Here is a 13,839-nt window from a genome sequence, read left to right as displayed (position 1 = left end):
TTCCCACGCAGAGCGTGGGAACGATCATGTGGGGAGATCAGGTCCCGGCGATCAGCTGGCGCGCCGCCTGGCTGTGATCGGCAATCAGGCCTTTGAGGTCCAGGCCTTCAACCAGTCCATCCACCACCCGCCACTTGCCACCAATCATCACCCGATCCGCGCGATCTGCGCCGCACAGCAGCAGCGCCGAAATCGGGTCGTGGCTGCCGGAGAAGCGCAGTTCGTCGAGCTTGAACAACGCCAGATCCGCCTGCTTGCCGACCGCCAGTTCACCGATGTCGCTGCGGCCCAACAGGTTGGCCGAGCCCTTGGTCGCCCAGCCCAGCACGCGTTCCGGCGTGATCTTTTCGGCGCCATAACGCAGGCGCTGGATGTACAGCGCCTGACGCGCTTCGAGGATCATGTTCGAGGCGTCGTTGGACGCCGAACCGTCAACGCCCAGCCCGAATAACGCGCCGGCGTCGGTCAGGTCGATACTCGGGCAGATGCCCGACGCCAGGCGCATGTTCGAACTCGGGCAATGGCAGATACCGGTGCCGGCCTGGCCGAGACGGGCGATTTCGTCCGGGTTGAAGTGGATGCCGTGTGCCAGCCAGGTGCGCGGGCCGAGCCAGCCGACGCTGTCCAGATAGTCGACGGTACGCAGGCCGAAACGCTGCAGGCAGAAATCTTCCTCATCAAGGGTTTCGGCCAGATGCGTGTGCAGGCGCACGTCGAGCCTGTTCGCCAGTTCAGCGCTGGCCGACATGATTTCCGGCGTTACCGAGAACGGCGAGCACGGCGCGAGGGCGATCTGGATCTGCGCACCGTCGCCGCGCTCGTGGTACTCGTGAATCAGGCGCTGACTGTCGTCGAGAATCACCTGGCCTTCCTGCACGGTCTGCTGCGGTGGCAGGCCACCGTCCTTTTCGCCGAGGCTCATCGAACCGCGAGTGAGCATGGCGCGCATGCCCAGTTCGCGCACGGTTTCGACTTGCACGTCGATGGCGTTTTCCAGGCCGTCCGGGAACAGGTAGTGATGGTCAGCGGCGGTGGTGCAGCCCGACAGCAGCAGCTCGGCCAACGCGACTTTGGTGGCGAGGGCGAGTTTTTCCGGAGTCAGGCGTGCCCATACCGGGTACAGGGTTTTCAGCCAAGGGAACAACGGCTGATTGACCACCGGTGCCCAGGCGCGGGTCAGGGTTTGGTAGAAATGATGATGGGTGTTGATCAGTCCTGGCAGGATCACATGCTCGCGGGCATCGAACACTTCGCTGCACGGTGCCGAGGGCTGCTGGCCGGCGGCAAGCACTTCGACGATCACACCGTCTTGCAGGACCAGACCGCCACGGGCATCGAGCCCGTTGGCTGTGAAAATGGCGAGAGGGTTTTTTAACCAGATACGGGTCGCAGGCATGGCCGCCGGCTCCTCTGAAAGTTGGGTTCAGGGTTGCCAGCTCAGTGTTGCCCTGTCTGCTGATCCAGGTTCGCCGCAATGGACGAGGCGCGCAGTTTCAAACAAATCGCTGCGCCGGGCAAGCCCGACCCGACCATTCACCACACACCCCCTGTGGGAGCGAGCCTGCTCGCGAAGGCGTCACATCAGTCGAAACATCGAATATCTGACACACCGCTTTCGCGAGCGGGCTCGCTCCCACATTGGGATTTTCAGCGCTTACCAGGGAATCGTTTCACCCTTGTAATTGACGAAGTGATGCCCGCCCTTGCCGCTGAACGCGTTGACCTGATCAATCAGCCCGCGGGTACTGGTTTGCACATCGAGGTCAGCGCCATCACCGCCCATGTCGGTTTTCACCCAGCCCGGATGCAGCGACAGCACGGTCAGTTTCTGCTCGCCCAGTTGCGTGACGAAGGTGTTGGTCATCGAGTTCAGCGCAGCCTTGCTCGCCTTGTACAACGCCAGCTCCGGTGCGTCCGGCACCGTCACGCTGCCCAGCCCCGAACTCATGAACGCCAGCACGCCGCTGCCATCGCGGATCTGCCCGACAAAGCGCTGGGCCAGATTGATCGGCGCGACTGCGTTGGTGAAAAACAGCTTGCCGACTTCGGCCAGGGTCGCGCCGCCCGGGGTTTGTACCTCCGGGCCCTTGACCCCGGCGTTGACGAACAGCAGGTCGAACGTTTCGCCTTTCAATTGCTGACTGAGGGCGATCACCGCCTGCTGATCATCCATGTCGAGCTTCTCGATCCGCACGCTGCCCAGCGCTTGCAGGGCCTCGGCGTTTTGCGGATTGCGCACGGTGGCGGTGACTTGCCAGCCATCGGCCAGCAGGGTTTTCACCAGCCCGAGGCCCAGGCCCCGAGAGGCGCCAATGATCAGTGCGTTTTTTGCCTGAGACATGATGGGTTCCTTGAGAGTCAGCATTCAGGATTCAATGGACAGGCCTGCCCGAGGCAAAGTTGCAGCGCCCGGCGCAAAAGCATCGGCCCGCAGCATACCCCAGTCCTGACTGTGCTTGCTTCCTGAAACTCTCAAGATTGTTTGATCTGGAACAGCTGTTGCCTGTGCGGACGCTTTCGCGAGCAGGCCCGCCCTGACAACCATCAATGTCCTGCCTGCCAAGGCTGCCCCAACGACACCGGCGCATACAACCGCGTACGCAACGCATCCCGCGACAGCAGCACCAAAACGACAATCGTCGCCACATACGGCAGCATCGCCAGCAGGCTCGAAGGAATCGCCAGCCCCAAGCCCTGCGCCACCAGATGCAGGATGCTGGCGAGGCCGAACAGATACGCGCCGAGCAACAACCGCCACACTCGCCAACTGGCAAACACCACGAGCGCCAGGGCAATCCAGCCGCGCCCGGCGGTCATGTTTTCTGCCCACATTGGGGTGTACGCCAGCGACAGATAGGCGCCGGCCAGCCCGGCCATCGCCCCGCCAAACAGCACCGCCAAGGTACGCACGGTCAGCACCGGCAAACCCATCGCGCTGGCCGCATCGGGGTTTTCGCCGACCGCCTGAATGATCAGCCCGACACGACTCTTGACGATCACCCACGCCACCAGCGCAAACAGCGCGAACGACAGATACACCAGCAGATCCTGGGCAAACAGCATGCGCCCGAGTAGCGGAATGTCACTCAGGTACGGAATCGCCAACGGCTCAAACCCGGCCAGCGGTTTGCCCACCCAGGCCGCGCCAACAAACGTCGACAGTCCCACGCCGAAAATCGTCAGCGCCAGCCCGGTGGCCACCTGATTGGCATTGAACACCAAAGCAACCACGGCAAACAGCGACGACAGCAGCATCCCCGCGAGCATTGCCAGCAGCACGCCCAGCCACAGGTTGCCGCTGCTGAGCGCGACGATAAAACCGATCACCGCGCCAAACAGCATCATCCCTTCCTGACCGAGGTTGAGCACGCCGCTCTTCTCGCAGATCAGTTCACCCAGCGCCACCAGCAACAGCGGCGTGCCGCAGCGCACCATGGCGTAGAAAATATTGCTCAACAGATCGATGTCCATCACAGCGCTCCGGCAGTTATGGCGGTGGACGACGTGCGCCGGGTCCAGCGCCGATTCAGGCGCGGCCGGTAGAGAATCAGCACGTCACAGGCGAGCAGGAAAAACAGCATCATTCCCTGAAACAACTGGGTGATTGCCTGCGGCAAATTGAGCGTCATCTGCGCGCTCTCGCCGCCGAGGTACAGCAGCGCCATCAACAGACTGGAAAACACAATGCCGATTGGATTGAGCCGGCCGAGAAACGCCACGGTGATCGCCGCGTAGCCATACCCCGGCGAGACCTGCGGGACCAATTGGCCAATCGGTCCGGTGACTTCGCTGACCCCGGCAAGCCCCGCCAATCCACCGCTGATCAGCAGTGTGAGCCAGATCAAACGCTTTTCGCGAAAGCCGACGAATCCTGCCGCACGCTTGTCCAGACCGAGCACTTTGATCTGGAAACCGATAAAGCTTTTCTGCAGCAGCACCCACACCGCCACCAACGCGAGGAGGGCGAAATACACCCCGGCATGCACGCGGCCATCTTCAAGCAACAGGGGCAAGCGGCTGGCGTCGCCGAACATCGCCGACTCGGGAAAGTTGAACCCGGCCGGGTCCTTCAGCGGCCCGTGCACGCAGAACAACAGCAGGTTCAGTGCGATGTAGTTGAGCATGATGCTGGTGAGAATTTCATTGGCGTTGAAGCACGTGCGCAACCACGCGGTCAGCCCGGCCCAAGCGGCGCCGGCGAGCATGCCAACGAGCACAATCAGCACCAGCGCCCAACGGCTTTGCCAGTCGATGATGTGCACCGCCACGGCACTGCCGGCGAGGGCGCCGAGGAGCAATTGACCTTCGGCGCCGATGTTCCAGATCCGCGCCTGATAGGCCACCGCCAGACCGAGTGCGCAGAGCAGAATCGGCAATGCCTTGACCAGCAATTCGGAGATGCCGTAGAGATCGCTGACTGGCGAGATCAGCAGCGTGTGCAGGGTTTGCAGCGGGTCATGGCCGAGTGCGATGAACAGCAGCGAGCCGCACGCCAGGGTCAGCACGGCGGCCAGTAACGGCGAACACCAGAGCATCAGGCGCGATTGCTGGCCGCGCGGTTCGAGGGAAAGCAGCATGTCAGGAAAACTCCGTTAAACCGTGGCCGATGAAGGAGAGTGCGCGAACTGCCCGGCCATCCAGCCGCCGACGTCGCTGAGTTGCGTTTCGCCGGTGTCGTGGAGCGGCGACAGACGCCCGCCGCACAACGCGCCGAGGCGGTCGCTGATCTGGAACAGCTCGTCGAGGTCTTCGGAAATCACCAGAATCGCCGCGCCGGCATCGCGCAAAGCAATCAACGCGCGGTGGATGGTCGCGGCAGCGCCAACGTCGACGCCCCAGGTCGGGTGCGCGGCGATCAACAATTTCGGTTGCTGAAGAATTTCCCGGCCGAGGATGAATTTCTGCAGATTGCCCCCGGAAAGGCTGCGAGCGGCGGTCTGCGTGTCCGGGGTTTTCACGCCGAAGCGCTGAATGATTTGCTCAGCAAAGGTTTCGAGTTTGCTGCGCTGGATCATGCCGCGGCTGACCAGTCCCTGCTGGAAAGCGGTCAATAGAGCGTTATCGGCCAGACTCAATTCCGGCACTGCGCCGTGGCCAAGACGTTCGGCCGGGACAAACGCCAGACCGAGTTTGCGCCGCGCATCCGGGCGCCGATCGGCGACGTTTTGCGCGCCGAATCGAATGGCGGCGGCGTCTGTTCGAGGCAAGCGCTGTTCGCCGCTGAGCAGCGCCAGCAATTCATCCTGACCATTGCCGGCCACCCCGGCGATGCCGACGATTTCACCGCTGCGTACCTGCAAGTCGATGTCGCGCAGCGAGCAGCCGAATGGATCGGGGTTGTGCCAGCTCAGCCCGTTCACCTGCAAGAACGCCGCGCCGCCGCTGACCTTGGGATATTCACCAATCATCGCCGCCGCTTCGCCAACCATCAATTGCGCCAGTTGCTGATCCGAGCATTCGGCCGGTCGGCAATGTCCGGCCACACGCCCGCCGCGCAAGACCGTAGCGCTGTGGCACAGGGCGCGAACTTCGCCGAGTTTGTGGCTGATGAACAAAATGCTGCAGCCCTCGGCGGCGAGCCGACGCAGGGTGACGAACAGCTCGTCGGCCTCCTGCGGCGTCAGCACCGAGGTGGGTTCATCAAGGATCAACAGCCGAATGTCCTGCATCAGGCAACGCACGATCTCGACGCGCTGGCGCTCGCCGATCGACAGACTGTGGATCAGTCGTTCCGGCTCTAGCGCCATGCCATAACGCCGCGACACTTCGGCGATCTTCGGTGCCAGTTGTTGCGGCGTGCCAGCCGCCGCGCCCATCGCCAGTGCAATGTTCTGTGCGACGCTGAGGGTTTCGAACAGCGAGAAATGCTGGAACACCATGCCGATTCCCAGCTGTCGCGCCTTCGCCGGGTTGCGGATTTTCACCGGCCGACCTTGCCAGAGCATGTCGCCCGCATCGGCCTGGGTGACGCCGTAGATGATCTTCATCAAGGTGCTTTTGCCGGCGCCGTTTTCGCCGAGCAGCGCATGGATTTCACCGGGCGCAATGCTCAGGTCGATGGCGTCATTGGCCAGACAACCGGGGTAGCGTTTACTGATATGGCGCAGTTGCAGGCGCGGGACGGGCGGAGCGATGGGCATGACAGGCTCGACTGCTTGGAGTTGTGCCTGTGGATAAAGCAATTTCCTGGCCATTGAGTCAGGAACGCTCGCGGGCCGCGTTTGGCGGCGCCTGATGTAGAGCTTCGGATTAATAAAAGGACGCAAACGCAGCACCAATTCAGCGCAAAGGTATTGATCGGGCTCCAGTTTTGCCCATGGGTAACTGATCAAAAAACGAGCAAACCGTTGCGAAGCAGGCAGAACCTGCGACTGCGCCGGTCATGAACGGGTTATCCACAGGTTGTTCCACAGTTATTGTGCGCAAGCCAAAAAGCTCGGCATAAGCACTGCGGTGCTTTGTTCTAATGGTGCTAAACATCGCTAACTGATTGTTTGGGCTGGGAATTTACGTTTCGTCAGGAAAATTGAACGAAAAGTGAACAAACCGCGCAAAGCCGCGTAACAGAAGGGTTACAGACAAATGTACTCAGGTTATCCACAGTCGGGTGCACAGCGCATGTGGGCAACTTGGCGGAATAAGGGGAAACGGCTGCGCCCTAAAAGCTCGCAGTGTTCTAGCGCTGCAGCAAAATCCGCCCGCGACTCAGATCGGCCAATTGGCTTTGCAGCAATTCGATGTGGGCCGCACCCAGCGCCAGACGCAATTCGACGCCGTTGGCGGTGAAATGTTCTTCCAGCACCAGGCCACCGAGATCGGCGACGCGCAGCTTGACCAGCGCCAGTTCGGAAAAACCACAGGCACAACTCAGCGGCACGCGACTGATCAGTTCGATCTTGTCTGCAGCTTGCAGGCATTTGTTCGCGCCACCGCCGTATGCCCGGGCCAAACCACCTGTGCCGAGTTGGATACCGCCGTACCAACGGATCACCAGCACTGCGACCTGATCGCAATCCTGCGCCTCGATTGCTGCCAGAATCGGGCGCCCGGCGGTGCCGCCGGGTTCGCCGTCGTCGCTGCTGCGGTATTGCGCACCGAGTTTCCACGCCCAGCAATTGTGCGTGGCATTCAAATCGCTGTGCTGCTCGAAAAACGCCTGCGCATCGCTTGGGCTGTCGATCGGCGCGGCCAGGGTGATGAAGCGGCTTTTGCGAATCTCTTCGCGGTACTCGCAAAAACCGCTGAGGGTAAAAGGCATAAAACGTCTTATACAGAAGGAGTGAGGCCGCAGCCCTTGAGGATAATGCGGATCAGGTTGTTGCCGGCATCTTCCATGTCCTGTTTGGTCAACTTGCTGCGCCCGCTGACGCGGCAGATCTGTGTGGCGAAGTCGGCGTAATGCTGGGTGCTGCCCCACAACAGGAAGATCAGGTGCACCGGATCGACCGGGTCCATTTTGCCCGCATCGATCCAGGCCTGGAACACGGCGGCGCGGCCCTGGAACCAGGCGCGATAGTCCTGATTGAAGTACTCGGTCAGGCATTCGCCGCCGCTGATCACTTCCATCGCGAAGATTCGCGAGGCCTGTGGCTGGCGTCGGGAGAACTCCATTTTGGCGCGGATATAGCGGGTCAGCGCCTCAGCCGGATCGTCCTCGGCGGTGAGGGTGTTGAAGGTGCTGTCCCACAACTCGATGATGTTGCTCAGCACCGCCACGTACAAACCGAGTTTGTTAGTGAAGTAGTAATGCAGGTTGGCTTTCGGCAACCCGGCATTCTGGGCGATGGTGTTCATGCTGGTGCCTTTGAACCCGTGACGGGCGAACTCGTCTTCGGCGGCTTTGAGAATGGTCTCTTCGTTCTTCTGACGAATGCGGCTGGCGGGCTTGCCGCCGTGAGCGGGGACTTCAAAGGTCATAGGCACTTCCGGGTTTGTCTGTGGGTGCAACCAATTGCGTTGATAGCGCACCCACAGGCATCCGACAAGTCCTTGCGCGGAAAAACAGTTACGCCTGTTCGATCTTGTTCAGTGACGCGGGGCTTTTTGTCTCAACAGTTTTGCCTTCCGGCAACAACAGACACAGGACGATTGCCGTCAGCCCGCCGCTGGTAATCGCCGAGTCGAACAGGTTCTGCACCAGTTTCGGCAACAAGTGCAGCAGGTTCGGTTGCGCGGCGATGCCCAGGCCGACGCCGAATGAAGTCGCAATGATCAACATGCTGCGCCGGTCCAGCGGCGACTGCGCAAGGATGCGCACGCCGGCTGCGGCGACGGCGCCGAACATCACCAGCGTCGCGCCACCCAGCACCGGTTTCGGAATCTGCTGCAGCACCGCGCCGATCATCGGGAACAGGCCGAGGCAGAACAGAATTGCGCCGATGTACAGCCCGACATAACGGCTGGCGACACCGGTCAACTGGATCACACCGTTGTTCTGCGCGAATGTTGTATTAGGGAATGCGCTGAACGTCGCGGCGATCATGCAACTCATGCCGTCGCCCAATACGCCACCGCGTAAACGGCTTATATAAGAAGGACCGCTGATCGGCTGGCGAGCCAGCATGCAATTGGCGGTGAGGTCGCCGACGGTTTCAATGGTGCTGATCAGATAAATCAGCGCGACCGGCAAGAAAGCCGTCCAGTCGAAGCTGAAACCGAACCTGAACGGCGTGGGAAAACTCACCAGCGGCAATTCAGGCAACGGCTGCGGCACCAACTTCCCGCTGAACCACGCCGCCAGACTACCCAGCAGCAAACCGATGATGATCGCCGACAGTCGCACCCACGGGGTGTTCGAGCGGTTGAGCAGAATGATTGTCAGCAGCACAAACACGCCCAACGCCAGATTGCCCGGCGCACCAAAGTCCGGCGCATTGAAGCCACCGCCCAGATCGGTGATGCCGACCTTGATCAGGCTGATGCCGATCAGGGTAATGACGATACCCGTCACCAGTGGCGTGACGACCCGGCGCAACTGGCCGATGAACCGGCTAAGCACGATCTGCACCAGCGCACCGAAAAAACATACACCGAAGATCATCGCCAGAATGTCTTCCGGGCTGCCGCCGCGCTGCTTGACCAGAAATCCGGCCGATAGCACCGCGCCAAGAAAGGCAAAACTGGTGCCCTGCAGGCAAATCATCCCGGCACCAATGCCGAACGGCCGCCGCGCCTGAATAAAGGTGCCGACGCCAGAGACCATCAGCGCCATGCTGATCAGATACGGCAGGTGCGCCGTCAGGCCGAGCGCCGAGCCGATCACCAGCGGCGGGGTGATGATGCCGACGAAACTGGCGAGGACGTGTTGCAGTGCGGCAAGGGTTGCTGCGAGAGGTTCTGGACGGTCGTCGAGGCCGTAGATCAGTTCACTGGACGATTCGGAATCTGGCTGCATGGCGCTGGGCTTCTTGTTCAGGGATCGGGTTGATCCTGCTTTGCAAAAAGCTGTCCACTTGCTCAGGTTATTCTGTGTTTTTGCCCGCAAGGCCCAGCGCTGCAGGGCCTTGCGGGGATTTTCAGCGCGTCGCAGCCAGGCTTTCCAGAAAGCTTTCCAGCACCAAATGAGGGCGACGCCCCTTGCGCGTGACCGATGCGAGGCTCAGGTCATAGAAACGTGTCGTTGATTTCAGCGCACGCAGACGACCCTGTTGAACCCAGAGGCTGGCGTAGTGATCCGGCAGGTAACCGATGTAGCGCCCGGTCAGGATCAGGAACGCCATGCCCTCACGATCGGAAGCGCTGGCGGTGCAATTGAGTGCCTGATAATGCGCCTGGATGTCCGCCGGTAAACGGAACGTCGGTGCGATGGCGTCCTGACTGTTCAGGCGCTGGTCATCGAGTTGTTTGTCATCGACATAAAACAATGGATGGCCGACAGCGCAATAAAGCAGCGATCGCTCGCTGTACAGCGGCTGATACTCCAGCCCCGACAGCGCGCTGGCCTGCGGCACCACGCCGACATGCAGACGGCCATCGAGTACGCCTTGCTCGACTTCATTGGGCGCGATCATGCGGATCTGGATCTGCACATCCGGCCCGCGCTCCTTCAACTGCGCGAGGGCATGGGTGATGCGCATGTGGGGCAGGGTGACGAGGTTGTCGGTCAGGCCGATGATCAGCTCGCCACGTAAATGCTGGTGCAGGCCGTTGACTTCGGTACGAAAACTTTCCAGCGCACTCAGCAGTTGTAGCGCCGATTGATAGACCTCGCGGCCTTCTTCGGTCAGCGAAAACCCGGCGCGACCGCGTTGGCACAGGCGCAACCCGAGGCGCTGCTCCAGATCGCTCATCTGCTGACTGATCGCCGAGCGACCGATGCCCAGCACGGTTTCCGCTGCGGAAAAGCCACCGCATTCGACCACGCTGCGAAAAATCCGCAGCAAGCGAATATCAAAGTCACTGACCTGGGCCAGCGGATCGGGGCGGCGGCTGCTCATTTATTGGGCTCTTTGTTTAGCAATGTTCTAACTGAAGGTTAGAAAAGTTGGATTTCACCGACTTTATCGCCGTGGCAACTTAGCTGCAATAACGCTTTTTATCTCCCTGTCGCTTATGCCCTGCGAGGTTTTGCCCGATGAACATGCCTGAAAACGCGCCGTCGCCACTGGCCAGCCAACTGAAGCTGGACGCGCACTGGATGCCGTACACCGCCAACCGCAACTTTCAGCGCGACCCGCGCCTGATCGTCGGTGCCGAAGGCAGCTGGCTGTTCGATGACAAGGGCCGCAAGATCTATGACTCGCTGTCCGGTCTGTGGACCTGCGGCGCCGGGCACACCCGCAAGGAAATTCAGGAAGCGGTGGCCAAACAGCTGGGCACCCTCGATTACTCGCCGGGCTTTCAATACGGCCATCCGCTGTCGTTTCAACTGGCGGAGAAAATCACCGAGCTGACCCCGGGCAATCTCAACCATGTGTTCTTCACCGACTCCGGTTCCGAATGCGCCGACACCGCGGTGAAAATGGTCCGCGCCTACTGGCGCCTGAAGGGTCAGTCGACCAAAACCAAAATGATCGGCCGTGCCCGTGGCTATCACGGCGTGAACATCGCCGGCACCAGCCTCGGTGGCGTCAATGGCAACCGCAAACTGTTCGGTCAGGCGATGATGGATGTCGATCACCTGCCGCACACCTTGCTGGCAAGCAACGCTTTTTCTCGAGGCATGCCAGAGCAGGGCGGGATCGCTTTGGCGGATGAGTTGCTGAAGCTAATCGAACTGCACGATGCGTCGAACATCGCTGCAGTCTTCGTCGAGCCGATGGCCGGTTCCGCCGGCGTACTGGTACCGCCGCAGGGTTACCTCAAGCGCCTGCGCGAGATCTGCGATCAGCACAACATCCTGCTGGTGTTTGACGAAGTGATCACCGGCTTCGGCCGCACCGGTTCGATGTTCGGCGCCGAGAGCTTCGGCGTGACCCCGGACCTGATGTGCATCGCCAAACAAGTCACCAACGGCGCGATTCCGATGGGCGCAGTGATTGCCAGCTCCGAGATCTACCAGACCTTCATGAACCAGCCGACCCCTGAATACGCGGTCGAATTCCCCCACGGCTACACCTACTCGGCGCACCCAGTGGCGTGCGCCGCTGGCCTGGCCGCACTCGACCTGTTGCAAAAGGAAAACCTGGTGCAGAGCGTCGCCGAGGTCGCACCGCATTTCGAAAATGCGCTGCATGGTTTGAAAGGGGCGAAGAATGTCATCGACATTCGTAACTACGGCCTGGCCGGCGCGATTCAGATTGCCGGTCGTGACGGCGATGCAATCGTGCGTCCATTCGAAGCGGGCATGGCGCTGTGGAAGGCCGGGTTCTATGTGCGCTTCGGCGGCGACACCCTGCAGTTCGGCCCAACCTTCAACAGCAAGCCGCAGGACCTCGATCGTCTGTTCGACGCAGTCGGCGAAGTGCTGAACAAGCTCGACTGATTTTTTCTTCTATATAGATGCACCAATGGCAGGCGCTCCTTGCGGGCGTCGGCGCACAAGAATTCAGGAGTGTTCGATGAGCGTTATTCCGCATTTGATCAATGGCGAACTGGTGACCGAAAACGGTCGCGCAGTGGATGTGTTCAACCCGTCTACCGGTCAGGCCATTCACAAACTGCCACTGGCCAGCCAGGCCACCATCGAGAAAGCCATCGATGCCGCCAAGGCTGCGTTCCCCGCGTGGCGCAACACGCCGCCGGCCAAGCGTGCGCAGGTGATGTTCCGCTTCAAGCAACTGCTGGAGCAGAACGAAGCGCGTATCTCGCAACTCATCAGCGAAGAGCATGGCAAGACCCTCGAAGACGCGGCCGGTGAGCTGAAGCGCGGCATCGAGAACGTCGAGTTCGCCTGCGCCGCCCCGGAAATTCTCAAGGGTGAATACAGCCGCAACGTCGGCCCGAACATCGACGCCTGGTCGGACTTCCAGCCCCTGGGCATCGTGGCGGGGATCACCCCGTTCAACTTCCCGGCCATGGTGCCGCTGTGGATGTATCCACTGGCGATCGTCTGCGGCAACTGCTTCATCCTCAAACCGTCCGAGCGCGATCCAAGTTCGACGCTGCTGATCGCTCAACTGCTGCTGGAGGCCGGTCTGCCGAAAGGCGTGATGAGCGTGGTTCACGGTGACAAGACAGCGGTGGACGCGTTGATCGAAGCACCGGAAATCAAGGCGCTGAGTTTTGTCGGCTCGACGCCGATTGCCGAATACATCTACGCCGAAGGCACCAAGCGAGGTAAACGCGTCCAGGCACTGGGCGGCGCGAAGAACCACGCGGTGCTGATGCCGGATGCCGATCTGGATAACGCGGTCAGCGCATTGATGGGCGCGGCGTACGGTTCTTGCGGCGAGCGCTGCATGGCGATCTCCGTTGCCGTGTGTGTCGGTGATCAAGTGGCGGATGCACTGGTAGCCAAACTCGTGCCACAGATCAAGGCGCTAAAAATTGGTGCCGGCACTTCCTGCGGTCTGGACATGGGGCCGCTGGTGACTGGTCAGGCGCGAGACAAGGTCAGCGGCTACGTCGATGACGGCGTTGCGGCGGGCGCGACGTTGGTCGTCGATGGCCGTGGTCTGAGCGTCGCCGGTCACGAAGAGGGCTTCTTCCTCGGTGGCTGCCTGTTCGACAACGTGACCCCAGAGATGCGCATCTATAAAGAAGAGATCTTCGGGCCGGTCCTTTGCGTGGTACGGGTAAACAGCCTGGAAGAGGCCATGCAACTGATCAACGATCATGAATACGGCAACGGCACCTGCATCTTCACCCGTGATGGCGAAGCGGCACGTCTGTTCTGTGACGAGATCGAAGTCGGCATGGTCGGCGTCAATGTACCGTTGCCGGTGCCGGTGGCTTATCACAGCTTCGGCGGCTGGAAACGTTCGCTGTTCGGCGACCTGCACGCTTACGGTCCTGATGGCGTGCGCTTCTACACGCGGCGCAAGGCGATCACCCAGCGCTGGCCGCAGCGTGCCAGCCATGAAGCCTCGCAATTCGCTTTCCCTAGCTTGTAAGGAGCGGGGCGGAAGCGCAGAAGGCCGACCTCGTTGAGCTCGGCCTTCGTACTTGTGGGCTTTTTTGACTGATATGACAGATTTATGAAAATAGAAGTTGACGGCAGATCTGAGGTGTCTATAATTCGCCCCACTTCCGGCGCAGTCGAAACGGAAAACTCCTTGAGATTCAATGAGTTAAGTAGGTTTCGGCGGCAAGCGGCTTCAGTTCATCGAAGTCCGAAAGGAAGTTGAAAAAGAGGTGTTGACAGCAGCGTGTAACGCTGTAGAATTCGCCTCCCGCTGACGAGAGATCGGAAGCGCAAGTGGTTGAAGTTGTTGAAGAAATCTTCGAAAGCTTCTGAAA

General features: G+C 60.7%; 11 protein-coding genes. 2 read left to right on the top strand and 9 right to left on the bottom strand.

Annotated features, from left to right (window positions below; genetic code table 11):
* Positions 1-37: 37 nt before the first annotated feature.
* From V6F91_RS12870 to V6F91_RS12830, 9 genes are all read right to left on the bottom strand, one after another.
* On the bottom strand, positions 38-1,396 hold the full coding sequence (locus V6F91_RS12870) for an 8-oxoguanine deaminase (RefSeq protein WP_332764943.1): 1,359 nt from the start codon (positions 1,394-1,396) through the stop codon (positions 38-40).
* 258 nt (positions 1,397-1,654) lie between these two features.
* Positions 1,655-2,341 (bottom strand): SDR family oxidoreductase, encoded by a 687-nt coding sequence (locus tag V6F91_RS12865; protein ID WP_332764941.1) that lies wholly within the window; start codon positions 2,339-2,341, stop codon positions 1,655-1,657.
* A gap of 203 nt (positions 2,342-2,544) precedes the next feature.
* Entirely contained in the window at positions 2,545-3,471 is a 927-nt protein-coding gene (locus V6F91_RS12860) for an ABC transporter permease (protein WP_332764939.1), read from the bottom strand.
* Entirely contained in the window at positions 3,471-4,577 is a 1,107-nt protein-coding gene (locus V6F91_RS12855) for an ABC transporter permease (RefSeq protein WP_332764937.1), read from the bottom strand. The genes V6F91_RS12860 and V6F91_RS12855 overlap by 1 nt, the downstream gene beginning before the upstream one ends.
* A 15-nt stretch (positions 4,578-4,592) precedes the next feature.
* Positions 4,593-6,140, bottom strand: a complete 1,548-nt coding sequence (locus V6F91_RS12850; RefSeq protein WP_332764935.1) for an ABC transporter ATP-binding protein — start codon at positions 6,138-6,140, stop codon at positions 4,593-4,595.
* 536 nt (positions 6,141-6,676) lie between these two features.
* Positions 6,677-7,258, bottom strand: a complete 582-nt coding sequence (locus tag V6F91_RS12845; protein ID WP_332764933.1) for an IMPACT family protein — start codon at positions 7,256-7,258, stop codon at positions 6,677-6,679.
* Between the two features lie 8 nt (positions 7,259-7,266).
* Positions 7,267-7,917 (bottom strand): TetR/AcrR family transcriptional regulator, encoded by a 651-nt coding sequence (locus tag V6F91_RS12840; RefSeq protein ID WP_090281215.1) that lies wholly within the window; start codon positions 7,915-7,917, stop codon positions 7,267-7,269.
* A gap of 88 nt (positions 7,918-8,005) precedes the next feature.
* Complete coding sequence (locus V6F91_RS12835; RefSeq protein WP_332764930.1) at positions 8,006-9,394, bottom strand: nucleobase:cation symporter-2 family protein; 1,389 nt, start codon at positions 9,392-9,394, stop codon at positions 8,006-8,008.
* A 121-nt stretch (positions 9,395-9,515) separates the two neighbouring features.
* The gene (locus V6F91_RS12830) at positions 9,516-10,436 is read right to left on the bottom strand and encodes a LysR family transcriptional regulator (protein ID WP_093104952.1); all 921 of its coding nucleotides are present in this window, start codon (positions 10,434-10,436) and stop codon (positions 9,516-9,518) included.
* Between the two features lie 137 nt (positions 10,437-10,573).
* On the opposite strand from V6F91_RS12830, the gene V6F91_RS12825 reads away from it, so the two are divergent.
* Together V6F91_RS12825 and V6F91_RS12820 are read left to right on the top strand one after the other, a co-directional pair.
* The gene (locus tag V6F91_RS12825) at positions 10,574-11,923 is read left to right on the top strand and encodes an aspartate aminotransferase family protein (protein WP_332764926.1); all 1,350 of its coding nucleotides are present in this window, start codon (positions 10,574-10,576) and stop codon (positions 11,921-11,923) included.
* A 76-nt stretch (positions 11,924-11,999) separates the two neighbouring features.
* Positions 12,000-13,493: a CoA-acylating methylmalonate-semialdehyde dehydrogenase gene (locus tag V6F91_RS12820; protein ID WP_332764924.1), complete on the top strand. Its 1,494-nt coding sequence runs from the start codon at positions 12,000-12,002 to the stop codon at positions 13,491-13,493.
* Positions 13,494-13,839: the final 346 nt, after the last annotated feature.

It is taken from the genome of Pseudomonas koreensis, assembly GCF_036668835.1.
GTDB classification, from domain to species: domain Bacteria; phylum Pseudomonadota; class Gammaproteobacteria; order Pseudomonadales; family Pseudomonadaceae; genus Aquipseudomonas; species Aquipseudomonas koreensis_I.
The sequence above is the reverse complement of the archived record's forward strand: the minus strand, read 5'-3'. Positions and strand labels throughout refer to the sequence as shown.